Origin of the sequence: Aeromonas rivuli (assembly GCF_000820045.1) — a bacterium.
GTDB lineage: Bacteria > Pseudomonadota > Gammaproteobacteria > Enterobacterales > Aeromonadaceae > Aeromonas > Aeromonas rivuli.
Map to the genome: position 1 here is coordinate 16,877 of NZ_CDBJ01000087.1, position 22,263 is coordinate 39,139.

Genomic DNA, 22,263 nt, shown 5'->3' on the forward strand with positions numbered 1-22,263 from the left:
AGGTTTTTCTCGACCTGCTCGGCAGCCATACCGCCGCCAACATCGCCCATCTGGTGGGTCTGCTGGTCGGCCTGCTGCAAGGCTGGCTGGACCGCCATCACAAGCTGGCCTAGCCGGGCTTCAGCAACATAGCGTCATCAAAAGAGCGCCATAAAAAACGCCGCCCCCGAGGGCGGCGTTTTGCTGGCTGGCTCACTCGAACCTGCACACTTACTGCTTGATCAGCGTAGGATCCGTGACCTTGACCGCGGTACCGCCACTCATGAAGAAGCTGGCGAACTGGGTCTGCAGCTCGGTGGTCACCTTGCCGGTCGGATCGAAATTCTCGTCCGGTGCCAACAGCGAGCTGTGACCCCCGGCCAGGATACGCACCGCATGGTGGTTGGCCGCGCCGGTTGCCGTCAGCGGTTGCAAGCCGAGCAGCTTGAGCAGCGGCTCTGTGCCACCCAGCGGCGCAGTCGCAATGCTGTTCGGGATCACCTGATCCGGCAGGCTGCTGGCGCCATCCCCCACGATCTCGGAGGCAAACAACGGGAAGTCCGCCTTGATGCCTGACACCAGGTTGATGGGATCAGCAGAATCCAGCACCGACTGGGCGGCGAAGCTGTAACTCTGCAACGTGCTGGCCGCGCTCGCCTGAGTGGCCGCATCCAGGCTCGGCAGGAACTCGTTGACGAAGCAGCTTGGCACCGCCGTCTGGCAGCTGGGCGCATAGGCGGTAAAGCCAGCCTTGAGCGCCGGGCTGCCTGCGGTCAGCACGCCCATCTTGATGGTCGGGCCGAAGGTCGGCGAGTTGAGCAGCAGGGGCGCTATGCCGCCGCCGGGCATGGCCAGACCGCCGGTGTCGAACTTGAACAGGGCATTTGCCAAGGGGTTGCCGATGTCCTGGTTGGAGACAGAGAGCAGATCGGCTCCCGAGATGGCCCCCAGAGAGTGGCCAAGGAAGTGTACCTTGAGCCCGGCGCCGCCGAGCTGGATGCCCAGGCCTTTGGCATTGGCCAGCCCCACCGCCAGACGCAGCCCGAGCAAGTCGGCCACGCTCTGTTTCAGGTTGTCCCGTGCCACCGTCAGGTAGCTCAGATTCAGATAGGGGGTCGGATTGCTCTCGGTGGTAACCGAATCCAGGCTGCCGGTCAGGGCGTAGCCGCGCTCCCCATGCAGTGGATGATCGATGACCACTATGGCCACGTTCTTGCTGGCCTGCAGGCCAGCGCCAATCTGGCTCAGGGCGATGGCGTAGGCGTTCTCCTTCACCGAGGTGACGCCGTGCTGATAGATGATAACGTCGGTGACGGCACTGAGCGGCGCGGCGGAGAAGATGCGCATCGGCACGTCCTGCACCTCGGTCAGGGCCGGCAGCGGGTTGAAGCGACCTATGTTCTGCTCGGCATCCAGCGGCTTGCCACCCGAGGTAATGGTCGCGCCAATCAGCTTGCTCGCCTCGGCCAGCAACTCGGCCTGACGGGTCGGATCGGCAATCAATTCGCCCAGCAAAGCCGGATCCACGCCCGCCCCCACCAGACCACCGATCACCTCGCTGTCATTGGCCTTCAGCGCATTGGCGATGGCATAGAGGCTGGGGATGGCACCATGCCAGGACTGAGTCTTCGCCTTGTCCCAGGAGCCGGCGCTGGTTGGTGTTGCCAGGAAGTAAGGCAGCTTGACCGCCCCCGTGTACACCTTGGTCGCAGCCGCGATACCGCTCAACTGAGGATTGGCGCCAATGACGCTCTCCAGCAGGGACTTCTGCTCGTCCGGCAGGAAGGGCTCACCCGCCAGCTGGGTCAGGAAATCGACCCCGGCATTGAGGCCCGTCATGGTGTAAGTGAGCGGCAGGCTGTCATTGCCCTCGGCATCCTGCTTCCACAGGGCGGCCGCATCCAGGGTCGGGCTCTTGAGAATGGAGGCCGCAGCCCCTTTCACCGCCAGCAACACATCGGCGCCGGACTGGGTACCGAACCAGTCGGAGAAGATGACATGGTCGCTGCTCACCCCGGTAGCGCCCTTGAACAGCGCCTCTTGCAGGGTGATCAGGCCATTGATGGTCTGCTCCTGAACCGTGCTGCCTGCACTGCCCTTGAAGTTGCTGTAATCGCTACCGGCCTGCAGTGCCTTGCCATCGCTGTCTTTCAGACTATCGGTGGCGACAATCATGTAATAGGAGGAGGGATTGAGCGGCTTGAGCGGCACCAGGTTGAGCTTGCCCCCTGCGCTGGCGACCACGTAGTCGCTGCCGTAGCTAAGCAGCTTCTGGACGCCGCTCGGGCGCAGGGTGGCGCTGTCGAACTCCAGCTCCAAGAGATAGAGGGGAGCGACCGAGGCACCGAATTCAGCCGCGGCGGGCGCAGGCACCTGGGTACCCGAACCGGTGACAGGCACAATCTGGATCGCCTGGGTGGTGGACCAGCCATCCAGGGTCGACAGGGCTGACACCGGGTTGGAGCGATCCGCCGTCTCGGTGGAAAACTTGAGGGTACCATCGCTGGCCCGCGCAGCCAGGGCGCTCGGCCGCACCGCGTTGGAGCCGGTTAGCAGATAGTCCAGGTAGCTGGAGGTGTCGTCATCCTTACTGTCACTGCCACCGCAACCCGCCAGCAGAGCACTGAGCACGGCTACATAAACAAGCTTCTTTTTCATATCCATGTCTCTTTAGTTGTTATCCATACGAGTCGACGCTTTGCCGCCGCCATCAACATATTAACAGGCAGGCAACAATTATCACCCATCTGGTCAGTCATCTGATCTGATTTTTTTGTGTACAAGGTCAAGGAATTGCATTTTAGACAGACTCAATAGGTTATCAGCGGCCACGACGGCCCCTGCCCCGACCAGCCAGCCGGATCGGACAGTGTCGCAAAAATCCCCCAGGGTTCGGCAAAGCAGGCAAATAGTCGGTAGAATGGCGCCATCAGATGAGGAGAAGATGTGATGATCGACCCGAAGAAACTGGAAGATATTGCCAAGCAGGTTCAGAACGCCCTGCCCCCCGGCATTCGTACCATGGGCGAAGAAGTGGAGAAGAAGATCCGTCAGGTGCTGCAAGCGCAGCTCGGCAAACTGGATCTGGTCAGCCGTGAAGAGTTCGATGTGCAGACCAAGGTGCTGCTGCGCACCCGTGAAAAACTGACCGCCCTGGAAGCCAAGCTGGAGCAACTCGAGCAGAAGCTGGGCGGCAAGAGCGAATAAGCCCTGGTCTCTCGCGCCAGAAAATAATAAACCCCAGCCAGGCTGGGGTTTGTTTTATCCGCGAACTTATCGGTAAGAAAGCTTCATTTAGATAAATTCGTAGGCGTCGCCGAAGATACGCTCAGGCTCGGCACCCAGCAGTTTGAACTCTTCCCGCGCCGCGCCCGCCATCTCGAAGCGGCCCGCCACATAGATGTCGTAGTCATGCAGACTCACGAAATCATCCATGATCGCCTTGTGTACCAGGCCGGTGCGACCGCCCCAGTCAGCCTCGGGCTCCTGCACCACGGGGATGAAGGTGAGCGGCTCGTAGCTGGCGGCCCAGCGCTCCATCTCCGCCTGCTCGTAGAGCCAATGGGCCTGACGCACGCCCCAGTAGAGGAAGACGGGACGCTTGCTGCCGTTGGCAATCAGGGACTCCAGTATGGAGCGGGCATAGGAGAAGCCGGTGCCTCCCGCCATCAGGATCAGCGGGCGGGGCGAGCTGTCACGCAAGAAGGCCTTGCCAGCCGCCAGCTCCACCTCGATTTCGCCCTGCTCGCGCATGCGGGCCAGCACCTGACCTGCGTAGGCGTTTTCAGGAGTCGCCCCGATTTGCAATTCCAGCACCCCCTCCCGGGTCGGCGAATTGGCGATGGAGAAGGGTCGCTTGTCCGAATCGCTCATCACCACCAGCAGATATTGGCCCGGCTTGAAATTCACCTCTTGCTGTGGCGTCAGGGCCACGTGCCAGATGGTATCGACATATTCACGCAGCTCCGCTACGCGGCACTTGATACGTTGCATTCTATTCCTTGCGACGGGCCGGCCGGCCCGCTCCTTTTATTGATTCAGACTCATGACCCTGGGGTCGCGTCGTCGAAAATATTCAGTTCAGACCAGATGGCATCAATCTTCTGTTTGACGGCCTCATCCTGAACTATCGGCTGACCCCACTCGCGATTGCTCTCCCCCGGCCACTTGTTGGTGGCATCCAGCCCCATCTTTGAGCCCAGCCCCGAGACGGGCGAAGCGAAGTCGAGATAGTCGATGGGAGTATGCTCGATGAGGGTGGTGTCCCGCGCAGGATCCATGCGGGTGGTGATGGCCCAGATCACATCCTGCCAGTTACGGGCATCGATGTCATCGTCGCAGACGATCACGAACTTGGTGTACATGAACTGGCGCAGGAAGGACCAGACCCCCAGCATCACCCGTTTGGCATGGCCCGGGTAGCGCTTCTTGATGGTCACCACCGCCATCCGGTAGGAGCATCCCTCCGGCGGCAGATAGAAATCCACTATCTCCGGGAACTGCTTTTGCAGTATGGGGACGAATACTTCGTTGAGGGCCACGCCGAGCACCGCCGGCTCATCGGGCGGGCGGCCGGTATAGGTACTGTGGTAGATGGCATCCCGACGCATGCTGATATGGGTGATGGTGAACACCGGGAACTCATCCACCTCGTTGTAGTAACCGGTGTGGTCACCATAGGGGCCTTCCGGCGCCATCTCACCGGGCTCAAGGTAGCCTTCCAGCACGATTTCGGCGCTGGCGGGCACCTCAAGGTCGCAGCTCAGGGCCTTGGCCACCTCGGTGCGGCTGCCCCGCAGCAAGCCAGCGAAGGCATACTCGGAGAGCGAATCAGGCACCGGGGTCACGGCGCCCAGTATGGTGGCGGGATCCGCACCGAGGGCCACCACCACCGGGAAGCGCTTGCCTGGATGGGCCTCCTGCCATTCGCGAAAATCGATGGCGCCGCCGCGATGATCCAGCCAGCGCATGATCAGCTTGTTCCTGGCGATCTTCTGCTGACGATAGATACCGAGGTTCTGACGCTGCTTGTAAGGGCCACGGGTAATGGTGAGCCCCCAGGTGACCAGCGGGGCGACATCCCCAGGCCAGCAGTGCTGGATGGGCAACTTGTCCAGATCCACCTCATCCCCTGCCAGCACCAGCTGCTGGCAAGGGGGCGACGAGACCCGCTTGGTCGGCATGTTGAGCACCTGCTTGAAGATGGGCAGCTTCTCCATCAGCTCCTTGAGGCCGCGGGGCGGCTCGGGCTCTTTCAGATAAGAGAGCCAGGTGCCGACCTGACGCAGGGCGCTCACGTCCTGCTGGCCCATGCCCATGGCGACGCGATCAGGGGTGCCAAACAGGTTGGTCAGCACGGGCATCGCATACCCCTTGGGATTTTCGAACAGCAGCGCCGGGCCACCGGCCCGCAGAGTTCGGTCACTGATCTCGGTCATCTCCAGGTAGGGATCTATCTCCTGGCTGATGCGCTTGAGCTGGCCTTTCTTCTCGAGCTGCGCGATAAAATCACGCAAGTCCTTGTATTTCATGCGGGTACCGGCTGGATTCAGGAGGTGGGGCATTATAACCCCGGCGGAGTCCCTGTTGTACCCGTATCGGGTGCCAACAGCAGGGAGATGTTCGGCCGCCGCTCCATGCGCGTCAATTCATCGGCCAATCGTACCAGCAGTCTGGGTTCATCGACCTCGAGCAGCAGGCTGGCGACCAGACCGCCATATTGGCTGTTGCCGAGTTCGGCCAGCAGGAAGTCCTGGGCCTTGATGGGCAGAGGCGAGAGTTGACTCAGCACCTTCAGGGCTGGCCGTTTCAGCTTGGGGTTCCTGGTCGCGGCGATGAGCAGATCGCTCGCCGTGTCCCCTTGCTGCAGGGAAGACAATGCCTTGAGGGCCACCAGACTATCATCGTCCACTGGCTGGCGCCACAGCATGAGAAACAGGGATGGCTCGCCAGTACGCAGCAACAGCTGGCTCAGCAGCCGGTTATCGGGCAGGAATATGTTCAGCTTGCCCAGCGCTTGCGCCTGCTTGTACAGCAAACCGGCGGGCAACTGGGCTATCGCCTGGAGCAAGGCCTGCTGTTGCTGGGCCAGGAGGGGGTTGCGGCTGTTGTAGACGCTCTTCCATTCGAAGCTGCCATTGCTCAGTGCCTGGCGATACTGCGCCTGCCAGTTCTGCTGTTGCCAGTGGGTGAGCAACAGACGGGCCTCGGCGGGAAAGTCATAGGCAGGCAGTTGCATCAGGAAGCCATCGACCTCCCCCTCGACCAGCCATTGAGGTGCCTTGGTTGACTGGGTCTGCACCCAGTATTGCAATGGCGCCGTGGCGGGTATGTGCTGCAGGTCGCTGAGCAGCTGATAGAGCAGAAACTCACGCTGGCCCAGGCTCAGGGAGGCGAGCAAGGTATCCACCGCATCAAACCGACCGGCCTGGAGCTGCTCCAGCAGATAACGCTGGCTCTCGCGCAGTCCCTCATCGGCGACCAGGGCACTCTTGATAGGGGGTGGCTTGCTGACGGGGGTGGCCATGGCCGTTCCCGCCAGCAGGCTGGCCAGCAATAAAAAAACCAATCCTTTCATGACGTCTCTATCCATGTGACATCCAGGCTTCATAGTACGGCAAATCCTTTACCCAAAACCGCGATCCCACGCGGATTGCGACATCTTGCGGCCAAATTGGCCAATCCATCCGCCATCTGCCGACAACTCTGGACTCGCTGACCACGTTTAACCTGCCAGCCCCCTGCGCAACAAGGAGCCAGGGCGCGGATAAACAAAAACCGCGACCTTTTGGTCGCGGTTTGCGCAGCACTCGGCGAGCACTTACTTCTGCTGACGACGCATGGAGTCGAAGAACTCGTCGTTGGTCTTGGTCGCTGCCAATTTGTCGATCAGGAACTCGATACTGTCGATCTCACCCATGGGGTGGATGATTTTGCGCAGGATCCACATCTTCTGCAGCTCGTCGGGAGCGGTGAGCAGCTCCTCCTTGCGAGTGCCGGAGCGGGTGATATCGATGGCAGGATAGACGCGCTTCTCGGCAATTTTGCGCGAAAGGTGCAGTTCCATGTTGCCGGTACCCTTGAACTCTTCGTAGATGACTTCATCCATCTTGGAGCCGGTGTCGACCAGTGCGGTAGCGATGATGGTCAGGCTGCCGCCTTCCTCAACGTTACGGGCGGCACCGAAGAAGCGCTTGGGCCTGTGCAGGGCGTTGGCATCCACACCACCGGTCAGTACCTTGCCGGATGAGGGGATGACGGTGTTGTAGGCACGCGCCAGACGGGTAATGGAGTCCAGCAGGATGACCACATCCTTCTTGTGCTCGACCAGACGCTTGGCCTTCTCGATCACCATCTCGGCAACCTGAACGTGGCGGGAGGCGGGCTCGTCGAAGGTAGAGGCGATCACTTCCCCTCTCACCATGCGCTGCATCTCGGTCACTTCTTCCGGACGCTCGTCGATCAGCAGCACGATGAGTTCGCAGTCAGGGTGGTTGTAAGCGATGCTCTGGGCGATGTTCTGCAGCAGCATGGTCTTACCGGCCTTGGGGGGCGCCACGATCAGGCCACGCTGGCCACGACCGATGGGGGACGCCAGATCCAGTACACGGGCGGTGATGTCTTCGGTCGAACCGTTGCCCCGCTCCATACGCAGACGCTCGTTGGCGTGCAGCGGCGTCAGGTTTTCAAACAGGATCTTGTTGCGGGCGTTTTCCGGACGGTCGTAGTTGACCTCGTTGACCTTGAGCAGCGCGAAGTAGCGTTCGCCCTCTTTCGGTGGCCGGATCTTGCCGGAGATGGTATCACCGGTGCGCAGGTTGAAGCGGCGGATCTGGCTTGGGGAGACATAGATGTCATCCGGGCCAGCCAGATAGGAGCCATCTGCGCTGCGCAGGAAGCCAAAGCCATCGGTCAGGATTTCCAGCACACCGTCACCAAAGATATCCTCACCACCCTTGGCGTGTGCCTTGAGGATCGCGAAAATAATATCTTTTTTGTGGGCCCGAGCCAGATTTTCCAACCCCATGGTTTCGCCGAGCTTGACCAGCTCAGACACAGGAGTGTTCTTTAATTCAGTCAGATTCATAGTGGTGAAAGTCTGTAAGCAAGGATTGAATGGGGACGAGACAGTCTGCTGGATTGATGCCGATAGGATGGATTCGCCAGACTGTTGTTAAGCAAAGCGTCAGACAAAACGGTTAGCAAACGAGCGTTAAATTAGCACCAATCGGGGTGAGCGTCTAGGTCATAAAACACAAGGAGCGCATTATTGCAATGCGCTCCTTCTTGATAATTACAGGTTGCCGTCCAGGAACTCTTTGAGTTGGGTCTTGGACAGGGCGCCGACCTTGGTGGCGGCCACTGCGCCGTCTTTAAACAGCAGCAGGGTGGGAATACCACGGATGCCGTACTTGGGGGCGGTCTCGGCGTTGTGGTCGATGTTCAGTTTGGCCACGGTCACACGACCTTCATACTCTTGGGAGATTTCGTCCAGAATGGGAGCAATCATTTTGCAAGGACCACACCATTCTGCCCAGAAATCGACCAGAACAGGGCCAGCGGCTTTGATTACATCTGCCTCGAAGCTGGCATCGCTCAGCTGAACAATCTTGTCACTCATCTCCAACTCCAGTCAGTAAATAAGGCCTTAATTGAGACGTCAACGAAGGCAATAGTTGCCCTATTTGAAATGATCCTGTTTATTATTGCAAGCCTAACCTGATAACCTACCGCCATGAGCAAAACACACTTAACGACCGATAAATTCGCCCAAATGGGCCTCGAACCCGAAGTTCTGGCTGGTCTGGAATCAAAGGGATTTCACTATTGCACCCCCATCCAGGCACTGTCTCTGCCCTTGCTGGTCGAAGGTCATGACCTCGCTGGCCAGGCCCAGACGGGTACAGGCAAGACCCTTGCCTTCCTGGCTGCAACCTTCAACTATTTGTTGACCCATCCGCTGACCAAGCCGCGCCTGGTCAACCAGCCTCGCGCCATTATAATGGCACCGACCCGTGAGCTGGCGGTGCAGATCTACAACGATGCCGAGAGCATGTCTGCCTCGACCGGGCTCAAGCTCGGCCTCGCCTATGGTGGCGAGGGTTACGACAAGCAGTTGGCCGTGCTGGAACAGGGGGTCGACATCCTGATCGGCACCACCGGCCGTATCATCGACTACTTCAAGTCCAAGGTGATCGATCTGGGCTGCATCCAGGTTGTGGTGCTGGACGAAGCGGATCGCATGTTCGATCTGGGCTTCATCAAAGACATCCGCTTCCTGTTCCGCCGCATGCCAGAGGCCACCGAGCGTCTGAACATGCTGTTCTCCGCGACCCTCTCCCTGCGGGTGCAGGAGCTGGCCTACGAACACATGAACCACCCGGAACATGTGCAAGTCGAGCCGGAGCAGATGACGGGCGTGCGCATCAAGGAGGAGCTGTTCTACCCCTCCAACGAAGACAAGATGCTGTTGCTGCTCTCCCTGATGGAAGAGGAGTGGCCGGATAAAGCCATCGTCTTCGCCAACACCAAACATGTCTGTGAAGACGTGCAAGCCTGGCTGGAAAACGACGGCCATCGCGCTGGTCTGCTGACCGGCGACGTGCCGCAGAAGAAGCGGATGAAGATCCTGGAAGATTTCACTCAGGGCAAGCTCGACATCCTGGTCGCCACCGACGTGGCCGCCCGTGGTCTGCACATCCCGGACGTGACCCACGTCTTCAACTACGACCTGCCCGACGATGCCGAAGATTACGTGCACCGCATCGGTCGTACCGGCCGCGCCGGCAAGAGCGGTCACTCCATCAGCCTGGCCTGTGAAGACTATGCCTTCAACCTGCCGGCCATCGAGGAGTACATCCACCATGCCATCCCGGTCAGCAAATACGACCGCGATGCGCTGCTGGATGATGCAACCGCACCGAAACGGATCCACCGCAACCGCCAACCGGTGAACCGCAACTCGCGGGATCGCCAGGGTGGTGGCAACAGCAACAACCGCCGTCGCCCGCCTCGCAAGAACTAAGGGCAGCCAAGTTGCACAACTCGCCGCTCTATGCTGCCATCGACCTCGGCTCCAACAGCTTCCATATGCTGGTGGTGCGCGAGGTCGCTGGCGCTTTGCGTACCGTCACCAAGGTCAAGCGCAAGGTGCGCCTCGCCGCCGGTCTCGATCAGGAATTTCGCTTAAGCCAGGCTGCCATGGCCAGAGGTTGGGACTGCCTGCGCCTGTTTGCCGAACAGTTGCAGGACATTCCCGCCGATAACATCCGGGTGGTAGGCACGGCGACCCTGCGTCTGGCAACCAACGTCGATGAGTTCCTGAGCGAGGCCGAACGTGTCCTCAATCACAACATCGAGGTCATCTCCGGCGAGGAGGAGGCGAAAACCATCTACGAAGGGGTCTCCTGGACCTCCGCCGGGGAAGGCAATCGCCTGGTGATCGACATCGGCGGCGCCAGCACGGAGCTGGTGATCGGCGAGCACAGCGAAGCCAAGCTGCTCAACAGCCTGCACATGGGCTGTGTCACCTGGCTCAACAATCACTTCGGTGATGGCGAGCTGAGCGAAGCCCGCTTCAACCAGGCCATCGCCGCCGCCAAGGCCGTGCTGACACCGGTCGCTGAGGATTACCGCGCCCTGGGTTGGCGCACCTGTGTCGGCGCCTCGGGCACCGTCCAGGCGCTGCAAGAGATCATGCTGGCCCAAGGCAAGAGCGAGCGGGTTACCCTGCCCAAGCTGCAGGAGCTGATGGGTCAAACCATCGCCTGCGGCAGGCTGGATCGACTGCAGCTTGAGGGGCTGGCGGCCGAGCGGCTGACCGTGTTCCCCTCGGGTCTCGCCATCCTGATCGCCATCTTCGAGGTGCTCGGCATCGAGAGCATGACCCTCGCAGGCGGGGCCTTGCGGGAGGGACTCATCTACGGGCTGCTCGGCAACAATCATGACTGTGATGCCAGGGATCGCACCGCAGACAGCCTGATCAACCGCAACCAACTCGACAGGGAACACGCCGAGCGCGTCAGGGATACGGCGGTCGAGGCCTTCAACCAGCTGCAACCGGCCTGGCGTCTCTCCAAGCGTTACGGTCGCCCCATCTTGCGCTACGCCGCCCTGCTGCACGAAATAGGCCTGTGCATCGAGTACAAGAAGGCCCCTCAGCATGCGGCCTACATCATCGACAACATCGATATGCCGGGCTTCACCCCTGCCCAGAAAAAACTGCTGTCCGCCCTGCTGTTCAACCAGCGGGACGAATTCAAGTTGGACACCCTGGAGAAGCAGGGGGCCGTCACCGGTCGCCAGGCGATCCGCCTTGCCCGCATCCTGCGCATTTCGCTGATCCTCTGCATGCGCCGCACTCAAGGCACTGTGCCCCAGTTTACCCTGACCGCGGACGAAGATGCCCTCACCCTCAGTCTGCCCAAGGGCTGGCTGGATGAACACTACCTGCGTGCCAGCGAGCTGCGCCTCGAGGTCGAGCGCCAGCAGAAGCTCGGCTGGCCGACCCAGCTACTGGAAGCCTGAACAGGCGCCCTGTGCGCTTGAACAGGCAATCCCCCTTCCGGCTCCGACAATCTCTTTCGCAAGCAAGCCAAGCCTCATACAAGACTGGTTGTTGATTTCATTGGCTTGCACGATGTTTGAGTCCTTGGCAGCTCAATCACACCAAGGCTCACCTTCGCCAACTCGGCTAGAGTGGAATTGTCTACCTAACCGGAATGGAAACCATGAAACACTTACCCCTGATAGGGCTGACCGCTTTATTGACTGCCTGCGGCGGCGGTGGTGATGACGACAACAATGACCAGAATGCCCAGATGTCATTGGCCTTCTCCGATGCGCCTGTGGATTCTGTCAGCAAGGTCTGTATTGCCGTCTCCAACATCAGCATACATCCCGTCACGGGCGCAGAGCAGGGCTGGACCACAGCCAGCTTCCTGACCTCGGCCCAGGATGACGGTTGCACGCCAACCGGAGAGAACATTCCCCTCGACAGCTCAGGCCATCCTCTGTTTATCTACATAGATCTGTTGCAATACCCAGGCTCGACCAGCCGCCCCTTGTTGGCTAGCCAAGATGTGATTCCCGGTGACTACAGCCAGATGAGGCTACGCGTACTGGATGGTCGGGAGGTCAGTAACCAGTTTCTGGACGGAACCCCTTACTCTTATGTCAAGCAGGATGATGGGCTGATCAAACCGCTGGAAGTACCCAGTAGTGAGCTCAAGCTGGATGCCTTCACCATCACCGCCAATGGCCTCACTGCCTTTACCACGGAGTTCGATCTGCGCCACGCCATGGTGCTGCCGGGTCATGAGCAGTACTACAAGCTAAAACCCAGAGGGGTACGTCTGGTGGACAACACCCAAGTCGCGACCGTCAAGGGAGAGGTGGCAGGCAGTACCTGCGGGGGTCAGCTGACCGACAAGGCCTTCGTCTATCTCTATCAACCCAGGATTGATGACAATTACCCGGATATGGCCGATAGCGACAACGGCTTCTACGCCAGCGCCCCCGTGCTGCCATCGACCGATGGCGGCTATGGTTATGAACTGGGATTTGTGGCGCTGGGGAGTTACGATCTGGCGCTGGTGTGCAATGGTGACGAGGATGATCCGGAGCTTGCCGGTGATCCCTTGGTACTGGAACAGGTGCTGAAAGGCCAGGCCGTGACAGCCTCAACCACCAGTATCAACTTCCCATAAGGGCGCTAGCCTCAGGAGCGGCAATTTATGATGACGGATTATCAGCCCATCAGCTGTGACCTCTACGACTGGCTCGAAATTGCCGCACGCTGGCAACTGCCACTGACCCTCACCACCCGGGATAACCGCTGCTGGCAGGACAAGATTGAAACCATTCAGGCTCGGGATGGGGTTGAGTTTCTGTTGCTGGCAAGTGGCGAATGGCTCAGCCTGGCTGAGCTGATCAGCCTCGATCTGACGTGGCAGGGAGAGCCGCGCCATATCCATTTCAAGGCCCAGCCCGACTGATGCGGGACAAGCCTGCGGCGAACGAAGAGAGGGCCAGCGATTGCTGGCCCTCTCTCTTTGTCACTGGGGTAGTCGGGATGGACCCGCTTAGTCGGCGACGACCTGGGTCAGCGCCGCCATCACATAGACATCGAAGCGGTTGTTCTTGGTCTCGATCGCCATGCTGGGTTTGTTCTCATCGAGCCAGCCCGCATAGGATGGCCGCTTCACCACCACCCGTCGCTGCGCCATCTTGAGCGCCGCCGGCAACAGGGCATCCGCATCGAGATCCGCCCCCACCAGGGACTGGAATACCCGCATCTCCTTCTTCACCAGCGCCGACTTTTGCTTGTGGGGGAACATGGGATCGAGGTAGACCACCTCGGGTCGCTCGGACAGGGCCAGCAACTGCTCGGCAGCGGGCCCCTGGATCAGCTGCATCCGCTCGCTCACCCAGGCTCCGATATAGGGATCTTGCGCCGCCCGCACCAGACCATCTGCCAGCAAGGCCGCCACCACAGGGCTGCGCTCTATCATGGTCACCTTGCAGCCGAGTGAGGCGAGCACGAAGGCATCGCGTCCCAGGCCCGCGGTCGCATCGACCACGGTCGGATTGGCCCCGGCCTTGAGGCCAACCGCCTTGGCGATGGATTGACCCCGGCCACCACCAAACTTGCGTCTGTGGGCCACGGCGCCCTCCACGAAATCGACAAAGACGGCCCCCAGCTTCTCTTCATCCAGCTTGCGCAGCTCCAGTCTGGTCTCGGTGAGGACCAGGGCGAAGGGAGCGGCAAAGCTGACCCCGGCCAGCCGTTGATGCAGGTCATGGAGCTCGCCAGCGCGGGCAGGGGCTTCACAGGAAACCAGGATAGGATACATGGGGGCACTCATGGCAGCGGACATGGCGGCCATGATAGCAGAAGCGGCAACTCAGCTCACGATGGGCAGGCTCATGCCGTTCCGATTCAGTTCCAGATAGTTGACCAGATCATCGAAGGCCAGCGGCCTGCTGAGCAGGTAGCCCTGGGTAAAGGCGCAGCCCTTGTGGCAGAGGAAGTTGAGCTGCTCCCGGGTCTCCACCCCCTCGATCACCACCTGCATGCCGAGGTTGTGCACTATGTTGATGATGCCATCGAGCAGCATGCTGTCCTGTTCGTTGAAGGGGATGTGGCGCACGAAGCTGCGGTCTATCTTGACCAGATCCACCGGGAAAGTGCGCAGATAGGTGAGTGCCGAATAACCGGTGCCGAAGTCGTCGATGGCCAGCTTGCAGCCAGCCTGGCGCAGGGCCTCGATGCGGATCCTGTGCTGATCGCTGCTCTCCATCAACAGCGATTCGGTGATCTCGATGATGATGTCGCTCGGGCTCAGCTGGAAGTGCTCAATCACCCTCAACCATTCGGAGGCCTGGGGATCTATGGTCTGGAACTCCAGGGTGGAGCGATTGATGGACATCTGCAACTCGGGGAAACCCGAGCCCTGCAGGCGAGCCAGATCGCGGCAGGATTGCCACAACACCAGGGCTCCCAGGCTCTGGATCAGGCCAGCTTCCTCTGCCAGGGGAATGAAGTCAGCCGGTGATACCTGGCCCCACTGCGGGTGATACCAGCGCACCAGGGCCTCCAGCTTGGCCACCCGCCCGCTGCGATTGTCCCAGATCGGCTGATACGCCATGGTCAGCTGCTCTTGCTTGATGGCCTCCGCCAGATCCTGCTGCATCTGGTGGCGCTGGCGCACCTCTTCACGCATGGCGGCGCAGTAGCTGTCGAGGGGCCGCCCCTTACGTTTGGCAGCAAACAGCGCCTGCTCGGCATTGCGCAGCAACTCATCGCTCTCGCTACCATCGCTCGGGCAGAGGGTGACACCTATGGTCGCCGTCACATAGAGCTGCTGATTGGCCAGCATGAACGGACGGGCGAAGCTGCCCTGCACCTGTTTGGCAAACACCTCGGCCTGGCGGCGACTGACGATGCCTGGCACCAGGAAGGCGAACTCGTCACCGCCGATGCGGGCCACCAGATCCTCGGTGCGTACCCGACTCACCAGTCGATCGGAGACCTCCCGCAGCAGGGCGTCCCCCACATGGTGATCCATGCTGTTGTTGACCGCCTTGAAGTTGTTGAGATCCAGCACCATGAGCGCGAAGCGCTCGCCCCGCTCACAGAAGCGGGTCAGGCTGCGGCCAAACAGCCAGCGGTTCGGCAGGCCGGTGAGGTTGTCGTAGTTGGCCTGGGTCGCAATCTTCTGTTCGGCAAGCTTGGTTTGGGAAATATCGCTGGAGATGGCGATATATTGGGTGATCTTGCCCCCTTCGCGCAGGGCGCTGATCATCAGCTGCTGGGGGTAGAGCTTGCCATTCTTGCGCTTGTTCCACACCTCGCCACGCCAGATACCGACCCGGGACAGGGTATGGTACATGTCGGCATAGAAAGCCTCATCATGGAGCCCTGACTTGAGCAGGCTGGGGCGCTGACCACAAGCCTCCTCACTGCAATAGCCGGTGATCCGCTCGAAGGCCGGGTTGACCGAGATGATGCGACTCTCGGCATCGCACACCAGTATGGCTTCGGAGAGATTGTCATAGACCCGGTGGGAGAGTTTGAGCTGCTCGGCATGACGGCGGGCGTCATCTATGTTCTCCAGCAGCAGCATCAGGTGTTCCGGCTCCTGGCGATCATTGCGTACCAGGGTCAGGGTGACCCGTCCCCAGAGGTCATGGCCCTCCTTGTGGCGGTAGCGCTTCTCCAGGGTGACGGCACTGCGCTCCCCACGCACCAGCTCCCCATAGCTCGCCAGGCTGCGCAGCCAATCCTCCGGGTGGTGGAGCTCGGCGGCCGTTCTGTGCAGCAACTCCTCCTCGCGATAACCCAAGATGTTGGCGATGGCCGGATTCGCCCACAGGAGCCGCCCCTGCAGATCCAGCTTGCCGATACCGACCGGGGCATGTGCCAGCATGGCATCCATGGCGGGGGAAGGAAGGAGAGAGGGGCTCGGGGTCTGAGGCAGGCCGAGAGCCAGCTCGCGGCCAGCCAGGGGGGCCAGCAGGCGCAGCACACTCATCACCCTGTCCATGCACTCCTGGCCCTGATGGAACCAGAGGCTGCAGAGGCCTATGGTCTCGCCATGGGCATTCTTGAGGGCGATGCCGGCATAGCCGCGCACCTCATCATGGGTCATGAAGATGGTGGCGAGGGGAAACAGCTGGGGCAAGCGATCGCTGAACCAGGCTTCACCTTGTTGCAGCACTATCTCTCCGGGCGTAGCGGCGATGGGGAACACTTCCCCCCTCATGCCCAGGGTGGCCGGATAGGCGGCATGGATCTCGAACCCCAGACCGCTGCTATCTCGCCCCGCGATCAATACAACGTCTGCCTGTACCGCCGCCGCGAGTTCAGTCACGAAGCTGTCAAAATACCCCAGCCCACTGCTGTGAGACAGGTTTGACATGATCCGGTAGACAGATGTGAGTGCTCGCCTCATGGCAAGATGCATTCTCTCCTTTAAGTACGAAGGGCGACTCTACTCAAGAGCGCAGGTCAGTGCAAATCGGGTCATCGCAAGGCATTCAAATTACGTTAAAAAAGGGACCAAAGGTCCCTTTTTATTACGAAAATCAGGCTGCGATCCCGCTATGGCGTAAAAGTGCATCCACTTGAGGCTCTCTCCCCCGGAAGGCACGGAACAATTCCATCGGCTCCTTGGACCCTCCCTTCTCCAGAATATGAGTCAGGAACGCCTGGCCCGTCTGGGGGTTGAAGATCCCCTCCTCCTCGAAACGGGAGAAGGCATCCGCCGACAGCACCTCGGCCCACTTGTAGCTGTAATAGCCAGCCCCGTAACCACCGGCGAAGATGTGGGAGAAGCTGTGCTGGAAGCGGTTGAAGGCGGGAGGCGTCAGCACGGCGACCTGGCTGCGCACCTCGGCCAGCAACGCCGGGATCTGATCCGGCTTGGCCGGATCAAACTCCTGGTGCAGACGGAAGTCGAACAGGGCAAATTCCAGCTGGCGCAGCATCTGCATCGCCGCCTGGAAGTTGCGGGCCGTCAGCATCTTGACCAGCAGATCCTCGGGCAGAGGGTCCCCCGTCTCATGGTGGCTGGAGATGAAGGACAGCGCCTCGGACTCCCAGCACCAGTTTTCGAGGAACTGGCTGGGCAGCTCGACCGCATCCCAGGCCACACCGTTGATGCCCGCCACCCCGGCCACATCTATCTGGGTCAGCATATGGTGTATGCCGTGGCCAAACTCGTGGAACAGGGTAACCACTTCGTTGTGGGTGAAGAGTGCCGGCTTGCCGTCGACCGGGCCATTGAAGTTGCAGGTCAGGTAGGCCACCGGGTTTTGCAGTGAGCCATCCTGACGATAACGACGACCCAGGCAGACATCCATCCAGGCCCCGCCCTGCTTGTGTTCCCGGGCATAGAGATCCAGATAGAAGCTGCCACGCAGCTCGTCTTCACTGTCGAAAATATCGAAGAAGCGCACATCCGGATGCCAGGTCTCGATGCCGTAACGCTCGCGCACCTTCATGCCAAAGACCCGGCGTACCACCTCGAACAGGCCATGGACGACCTTGCCCGCCGGGAAATAGGGGCGCAACTGTTCATCCGAGATGGAGAACTTGTGCTGCTTGAGCTTCTCGGCGTAATAAGCGAGATCCCAGGCTGATAGCTCACTCTGGCCATGATGCTCGGCGGCGAAGGCGCGGATTTCGTCGAGTTCGACCCGCCCCTGGGGCAGGGATTTCTCGGCCAAGTCGGTGAGGAAGCCCACCACCTGTTCCGGTTTGTCCGCCATCTTGGTGGCCAGGGACAACTCGGCGTAATTGGCAAAGCCGAGCAACTGAGCCAGCTCGCGGCGCAAGGAGAGCAGCTCGGTCATGATGGCGCTGTTGTCCCACTTGCCCGCATTTGGGCCCTGATCCGAGGCGCGGGTGCAGTAAGCCGCATACAGCTCTTCACGCAGCGCCCGGCTGTCGGCATACATCATCACCGGCAGGTAGGAGGGAATATCCAGGGTAAACAGCCAGCCCTGCTGCTGCCGCGCCGTAGCCAACTGTTTGGCGGCGGCCAGCACGCTCGCGGGCAAGCCAGCCAGTTCGGCCTCGTCGCTCACCAGCTTGCTCCAGCTCATGGTCGCATCCAGCACATTGTTGCTAAAGCGGGAGGCCAGCTCGGAGAGGCGCGCCTGGATCTCGCCGTAGCGCAGTTGCTGCTCGGCGGGCAGGCCGATGCCGGACAGACGAAAATCGCGCAGGGTGTTCTCTATCTCTTTGCGCTGGGCGGCGCCGAGCCGGGGAAAATCATCGCTCTGGGCCAGCTCGCAATAGGCCTGGTAGAGCCCCTCGTGTTGGCCGACATAGGTCTGGAATTCGGATAACAGCGGCAGGCAGGCATCGTGGGCGGCACGCAGCGCCTCGCTGTTCATGACGGCGTTCAGGTGGCTGACGGGTGACCAGATGCGGGCCAGGCGATCGTTGACCTCCTCCAGAGGGGCGATCAGGCTGTCCCAGGTGTGGGATTCCGTCTGGGTCAGTACATCCTGGATCTTCTGTTTGCTATCAGATATCGCCTGCGCCACGGCAGGCTGGACATGCTCAGGCTGAATGCGGCTGAAAAGCGGCAAGGAGTCCATTGTCAGCAAAGGGTTATTCATCCTGTCGTACCTCATCTCTAAGCCCCTGCTGTCCAGAAGCCTTATTATTTTGCTTGGACCATCTAAGATGTAGGCTCCGACAGCAATAATCAAGCCTTTGCCTGCAAACCCTCGGCTCGCGCACAGCTTGTGGCAAACCCCCACGACAGCCGGAAACGAAGCGGTTAGACTGAGCCCCTCACTATCCAGACCGCAAGGACGCCATGTCAGGACTCTTCCCCCAGACCGCAAAAGCCTTTGGCTTTAACGGACTCTCCTATCGGCTGCTCTCTTACATCCTCATCTGCAGCACGGCCCTGGCCTTTATCATCACGGCGCTGCAGCTCGTCTGGGACTACCGCAAGGATGTGGCGCTCATCGAAGGCAGCATTGACCAGATCCACGCCTCCTTTCTCCAACCCATCTCCGCCAGCCTGTGGAACCTGGATGAAGAGCAGGTAAAGGTGCAGATAGAGGGCATCATGAACCTGCCTAACATGCAGTTCGTCATGGTCAAGGAGATGCTGGGCAGCTCGGAAGTACCGCTGCTGACCCAGGGGGCAGAGCGGGACAGTTATGACATCTCCCGCGAGTTTCCCCTGACCTATCAGGGTGAGCTGGTCGGCAAGCTCTTCGTCGCCGCCTCTCTTGACCAGGTTTATCAACGGCTTATAGAAAAGTCCGTGCTAATACTGGTCAGCCAGACCATCAAGACCCTGGTGGTCTCGTTTTGCATACTGTTCATCATTTACTATCTGGTGATCAGGCACCTGCACCGCATCGCCCAGTACACGGAGCAGTTCAATCTGGATCGCCTCGCGATCTCCCTCGCCCTGGAGGGGCGCCCCCTGCCCCGCAAGAAGCCCGATGAGCTCGATACCCTGGTTGCCACCCTCAACGAGATGCGCAGCCGCTTGCAGGACGAACTCATGGCCCGCCATCAATCCGCCGAGCAGTTGCAGCAAGAGCGCGACTTCTCCGCCACCCTGATCAACTCGGCCAACATGGTCATCTGCTGCCTGGATCCCGATCTCACCATCGCCAGCGTCAACCCGGCAGCCATACTGCTCACCGGCTACCACCAGCAGGAGATCCAGGGTCACAACTGGCTGGAGCTGTTCGTGGATGAGGCCCAGCGCGACCCCATCCGGGCCCGCATAGCGGCGCAGGAGAAGATTGAGGATGAAGAGTTGCTGATGCGCGATCAAGACGGCGGCGAGCTCACCTTGCAGTGGACCTTCGCCCCTTTCTATGAGGGAGAAGCGCTCAAGTACTTGATAGGCTTTGGTTATGACATCACCCGACTCAAGCTGATCGAGCGGGAGATCACCGAATTCAACGAGCAGCTTGAAGGGAAAGTGCAGGAGCGTACCCGCAGCCTGAGCGACGCCAACGAGCAGCTGGGCCAGGCCTATGATGACCTGAAGCAGGCCCAGCAGACCCTGGTGGAGTCGGAAAAAATGGCCTCTCTGGGATCCCTTGTGGCCGGGGTTGCCCATGAGATCAACACGCCAATCGGCATCAGTGTGACCGCCTCCTCCTATCTGCAGGAGCAGGTGACCGCCTTCAAACAGCACCTTGATGCCAAACAGCTGTCACGCAGCTATCTCAACGAATTCACCCTCAATCTGGATGAGTCCATGCAGCTGTTGCAGAGCAATCTGCGTCGGGCCTCCGAGCTGATTGCCAGCTTCAAACAGGTGGCGGTCGATCAATCCTCGGAGGCGCGATACAGCTTCAATGTCTCCGACAACCTGCATCAGGTGGTGGTCTCCCTCGGTCACAAGCTCAAGAAGGCCCAGTGCGAGCTGGATATACAGTGCGATCCCAAGCTCAGCCTCTACTCCTTCCCCGGCAGCTTCACCCAGATCTACTCCAACCTGATCCTCAACTCCATCCATCACGGTTTCGATGATTGGGACAGACCCAAGAAGATCACCATCAGGGTAGAGCGCCGGGATGAGAGGCTGGTGATCGACTACTCGGACAACGGCCGTGGCATCCCGGCCGCCATATTGCCGCGCATCTTCGATCCCTTCGTCACCTCCAAGCGTGGCCAGGGGGGAAGCGGGCTCGGTTGTCACATCATTTACAACCTGGTGGTGCAGCTGTTGCGCGGCCGCATTCACTGCAGCAGCGACCCCGGCCACGGTGCCCAATTCCACATCAGCGTCCCCATGCAGGTCAGCTGAGTCCGACCTGGCTGCCCGTTTGATGCTGGCGTTCGATGGCCCCCATCGACAGATAACTGGACGCCGGCTCTTGTGAGCCGGTGCTTTTGTCCCCATCATCGGGTATTGCACCCTAAACAAGTGGAGAGCCACACCCATGGCACAGCATTTTGACTATATCGCCATCGGCGGCGGCAGTGGCGGTATCGCCTCGGCCAATCGCGCCGCCATGCATGGCAAAAAAGTAGCCCTGATCGAAGCAAATGAGCTGGGGGGTACCTGTGTCAACGTCGGCTGTGTGCCCAAGAAAGCCATGTGGTATGCCGGCCAGATCGCCGATGCGCTCAGATATGGCGCCGACTACGGCTTCGATACCACACTCAACCACTTCAGCTGGGCCAAACTGGTCGAGTCACGCCAGGCTTACATCAGCCGCATTCACCACTCCTATGAGAATGTGCTCGGCAAGAACAAGATCACCGTCATCAAGGGCTTCGCCCGCTTCATCGATGGCAAGACGATCGAGGTCAATGGCGAGCAGTACAGCGCCGATCACATACTGATCGCCACCGGCGGTCATCCGGAAGTCCCCACTATTCCCGGTGTCGAACATGGCATAGATTCCGATGGCTTCTTCGCCTTGAGCAGTCAGCCCAAGCGCGTCGCCGTGGTCGGTGCCGGTTATATCGCCGTCGAGATCGCCGGTGTCATGCAGGCCCTGGGCTCGGAGACCCACCTGGTGGTGCGCAAGCAGGGCCCGCTGCGCAGTTTCGATCCCATGGTCCAGGAGACCCTGGTCGAGATCATGGCCGCCGAAGGCCCCAAGCTGCACACCCATGCCATGCCCAAAGCCATCATCAAGAACGCCGATGACAGCCTGACCCTGCAACTGGAAGATGGCCGCCATTTGACCGTCGACTGTCTGATCTGGGCCATAGGTCGCGCGCCTGCCACCGACCGGCTCAACCTGGCCGTTGCCGGGGTCACCCTGGATGCCAAGGGTTATATCCAGACCGACAAGTTCCAGAACACCCAGGTCCCCGGCATCTATGCGGTGGGTGACAACACCGGCCGCATCCAGCTCACCCCGGTGGCCGTCGCCGCCGGTCGTCGCCTCTCCGAGCGGCTGTTCAACAACAAGCCAGACGAGCACCTCAACTACGATCTGGTGCCGACCGTGGTGTTCAGCCACCCCCCCATCGGCACCATAGGCCTGACCGAACCCGAGGCCATCGCCCAATATGGTGAAGATCAGATCAAGGTGTATCGCAGCCAGTTCACCGCCATGTATTCGGCGCTGACCCAGCACCGCCAGCCCACCCGCATGAAGCTGGTCTGTGTCGGGCCAGAGGAGAAGGTGGTTGGCCTGCACGGCATAGGTTTCGCCATGGACGAGATCCTGCAAGGCTTCGGCGTGGCCATGAAGATGGGCGCCACCAAGGCGGACTTCGACAACTGTGTGGCCATTCATCCGACCAGCGCCGAAGAGTTCGTGACGATGCGC

Annotated in this window: 16 protein-coding genes and 1 pseudogene; 8 read left to right on the forward strand and 9 right to left on the reverse strand. The window is 60.3% G+C overall.

What is annotated here, in order from left to right:
* Positions 1 to 5 precede the first annotated feature (5 nt).
* Positions 6 to 113, forward strand: a pseudogene (locus tag BN1130_RS23280) (rhomboid family intramembrane serine protease GlpG); the annotation flags it as partial.
* 97 nt (positions 114 to 210) lie between these two features.
* Here the strand turns inward: BN1130_RS23280 and BN1130_RS18965 are convergent.
* On the reverse strand, positions 211 to 2,637 hold the full coding sequence (locus tag BN1130_RS18965) for a VolA/Pla-1 family phospholipase (protein WP_042043953.1): 2,427 nt from the start codon (positions 2,635 to 2,637) through the stop codon (positions 211 to 213).
* Positions 2,638 to 2,928: 291 nt separating this feature from the next.
* Here BN1130_RS18965 and ubiK point away from each other — a divergent pair, with 291 nt between their 5' ends.
* The gene (gene ubiK / locus BN1130_RS18970) at positions 2,929 to 3,186 is read left to right on the forward strand and encodes a ubiquinone biosynthesis accessory factor UbiK (protein ID WP_042043955.1); all 258 of its coding nucleotides are present in this window, start codon (positions 2,929 to 2,931) and stop codon (positions 3,184 to 3,186) included.
* Between the two features lie 87 nt (positions 3,187 to 3,273).
* Here the strand turns inward: ubiK and fre are convergent, their stop codons facing one another.
* The 5 genes from fre to trxA all read right to left on the reverse strand — a co-directional run bounded on the left by fre (position 3,274) and on the right by trxA (position 8,599).
* Positions 3,274 to 3,972 carry an NAD(P)H-flavin reductase gene (gene fre, locus BN1130_RS18975; RefSeq protein ID WP_042043957.1) on the reverse strand — a complete coding sequence of 233 codons (699 nt, stop codon included), beginning with the start codon at positions 3,970 to 3,972 and terminating at the stop codon, positions 3,274 to 3,276.
* 50 nt (positions 3,973 to 4,022) lie between these two features.
* Positions 4,023 to 5,510, reverse strand: coding sequence for a 4-hydroxy-3-polyprenylbenzoate decarboxylase (ubiD, locus tag BN1130_RS18980; protein ID WP_042044038.1), 1,488 nt, complete (start codon positions 5,508 to 5,510; stop codon positions 4,023 to 4,025).
* Between the two features lie 32 nt (positions 5,511 to 5,542).
* Positions 5,543 to 6,556 (reverse strand): hypothetical protein, encoded by a 1,014-nt coding sequence (locus BN1130_RS18985; RefSeq protein ID WP_042043958.1) that lies wholly within the window; start codon positions 6,554 to 6,556, stop codon positions 5,543 to 5,545.
* Positions 6,557 to 6,799: 243 nt separating this feature from the next.
* A complete protein-coding gene (rho, locus tag BN1130_RS18990; protein ID WP_042043959.1) occupies positions 6,800 to 8,065 on the reverse strand; it encodes a transcription termination factor Rho in 1,266 nt (421 codons plus the stop codon).
* 207 nt (positions 8,066 to 8,272) lie between these two features.
* Complete coding sequence (trxA, locus tag BN1130_RS18995) at positions 8,273 to 8,599, reverse strand: thioredoxin TrxA (RefSeq protein WP_042043962.1); 327 nt, start codon at positions 8,597 to 8,599, stop codon at positions 8,273 to 8,275.
* Between the two features lie 114 nt (positions 8,600 to 8,713).
* Here trxA and rhlB point away from each other — a divergent pair, with 114 nt between their 5' ends.
* The 4 genes from rhlB to BN1130_RS19015 all read left to right on the forward strand — a co-directional run bounded on the left by rhlB (position 8,714) and on the right by BN1130_RS19015 (position 12,974).
* On the forward strand, positions 8,714 to 10,003 hold the full coding sequence (gene rhlB / locus BN1130_RS19000; RefSeq protein WP_042043964.1) for an ATP-dependent RNA helicase RhlB: 1,290 nt from the start codon (positions 8,714 to 8,716) through the stop codon (positions 10,001 to 10,003).
* An 11-nt stretch (positions 10,004 to 10,014) separates the two neighbouring features.
* Positions 10,015 to 11,505: a guanosine-5'-triphosphate,3'-diphosphate diphosphatase gene (gene gppA, locus BN1130_RS19005; protein WP_042043966.1), complete on the forward strand. Its 1,491-nt coding sequence runs from the start codon at positions 10,015 to 10,017 to the stop codon at positions 11,503 to 11,505.
* A gap of 203 nt (positions 11,506 to 11,708) precedes the next feature.
* The gene (locus tag BN1130_RS19010) at positions 11,709 to 12,686 is read left to right on the forward strand and encodes a DUF4382 domain-containing protein (protein WP_042043967.1); all 978 of its coding nucleotides are present in this window, start codon (positions 11,709 to 11,711) and stop codon (positions 12,684 to 12,686) included.
* A gap of 30 nt (positions 12,687 to 12,716) precedes the next feature.
* Positions 12,717 to 12,974 carry a Rho-binding antiterminator gene (locus tag BN1130_RS19015; protein ID WP_042044039.1) on the forward strand — a complete coding sequence of 86 codons (258 nt, stop codon included), beginning with the start codon at positions 12,717 to 12,719 and terminating at the stop codon, positions 12,972 to 12,974.
* Between the two features lie 87 nt (positions 12,975 to 13,061).
* Here the strand turns inward: BN1130_RS19015 and BN1130_RS19020 are convergent, their stop codons facing one another.
* The 3 genes from BN1130_RS19020 to prlC all read right to left on the reverse strand — a co-directional run bounded on the left by BN1130_RS19020 (position 13,062) and on the right by prlC (position 18,609).
* Entirely contained in the window at positions 13,062 to 13,832 is a 771-nt protein-coding gene (locus BN1130_RS19020; protein ID WP_157014104.1) for a class I SAM-dependent methyltransferase, read from the reverse strand.
* Positions 13,833 to 13,883: 51 nt separating this feature from the next.
* Entirely contained in the window at positions 13,884 to 16,433 is a 2,550-nt protein-coding gene (locus BN1130_RS19025; RefSeq protein ID WP_042044041.1) for a putative bifunctional diguanylate cyclase/phosphodiesterase, read from the reverse strand.
* A gap of 133 nt (positions 16,434 to 16,566) precedes the next feature.
* Positions 16,567 to 18,609, reverse strand: a complete 2,043-nt coding sequence (prlC, locus tag BN1130_RS19030; RefSeq protein ID WP_042043968.1) for an oligopeptidase A — start codon at positions 18,607 to 18,609, stop codon at positions 16,567 to 16,569.
* A gap of 203 nt (positions 18,610 to 18,812) precedes the next feature.
* Here prlC and BN1130_RS19035 point away from each other — a divergent pair, with 203 nt between their 5' ends.
* Both BN1130_RS19035 and gorA read left to right on the forward strand, forming a co-directional pair.
* Complete coding sequence (locus BN1130_RS19035; RefSeq protein ID WP_042043969.1) at positions 18,813 to 20,780, forward strand: ATP-binding protein; 1,968 nt, start codon at positions 18,813 to 18,815, stop codon at positions 20,778 to 20,780.
* 136 nt (positions 20,781 to 20,916) lie between these two features.
* Positions 20,917 to 22,263: glutathione-disulfide reductase (gene gorA, locus BN1130_RS19040; protein WP_042044042.1), on the forward strand; the 1,347-nt coding region annotated here is incomplete at its 3' end.

Coding starts and splice junctions, on each gene's coding strand:
- BN1130_RS18965 (WP_042043953.1), bottom strand. CDS start 2,637: ATGAAAAAGAAGCTTGTTTATGTAGCCGTGCTCAGTGCTCTGCTGGCG.
- ubiK (WP_042043955.1), top strand. CDS start 2,929: ATGATCGACCCGAAGAAACTGGAAGATATTGCCAAGCAGGTTCAGAAC.
- fre (WP_042043957.1), bottom strand. CDS start 3,972: ATGCAACGTATCAAGTGCCGCGTAGCGGAGCTGCGTGAATATGTCGAT.
- ubiD (WP_042044038.1), bottom strand. CDS start 5,510: ATGAAATACAAGGACTTGCGTGATTTTATCGCGCAGCTCGAGAAGAAA.
- BN1130_RS18985 (WP_042043958.1), bottom strand. CDS start 6,556: ATGAAAGGATTGGTTTTTTTATTGCTGGCCAGCCTGCTGGCGGGAACG.
- rho (WP_042043959.1), bottom strand. CDS start 8,065: ATGAATCTGACTGAATTAAAGAACACTCCTGTGTCTGAGCTGGTCAAG.
- trxA (WP_042043962.1), bottom strand. CDS start 8,599: ATGAGTGACAAGATTGTTCAGCTGAGCGATGCCAGCTTCGAGGCAGAT.
- rhlB (WP_042043964.1), top strand. CDS start 8,714: ATGAGCAAAACACACTTAACGACCGATAAATTCGCCCAAATGGGCCTC.
- BN1130_RS19010 (WP_042043967.1), top strand. CDS start 11,709: ATGAAACACTTACCCCTGATAGGGCTGACCGCTTTATTGACTGCCTGC.
- BN1130_RS19015 (WP_042044039.1), top strand. CDS start 12,717: ATGACGGATTATCAGCCCATCAGCTGTGACCTCTACGACTGGCTCGAA.
- BN1130_RS19020 (WP_157014104.1), bottom strand. CDS start 13,832: ATGTATCCTATCCTGGTTTCCTGTGAAGCCCCTGCCCGCGCTGGCGAG.
- BN1130_RS19025 (WP_042044041.1), bottom strand. CDS start 16,433: ATGAGGCGAGCACTCACATCTGTCTACCGGATCATGTCAAACCTGTCT.
- prlC (WP_042043968.1), bottom strand. CDS start 18,609: ATGAATAACCCTTTGCTGACAATGGACTCCTTGCCGCTTTTCAGCCGC.
- BN1130_RS19035 (WP_042043969.1), top strand. CDS start 18,813: ATGTCAGGACTCTTCCCCCAGACCGCAAAAGCCTTTGGCTTTAACGGA.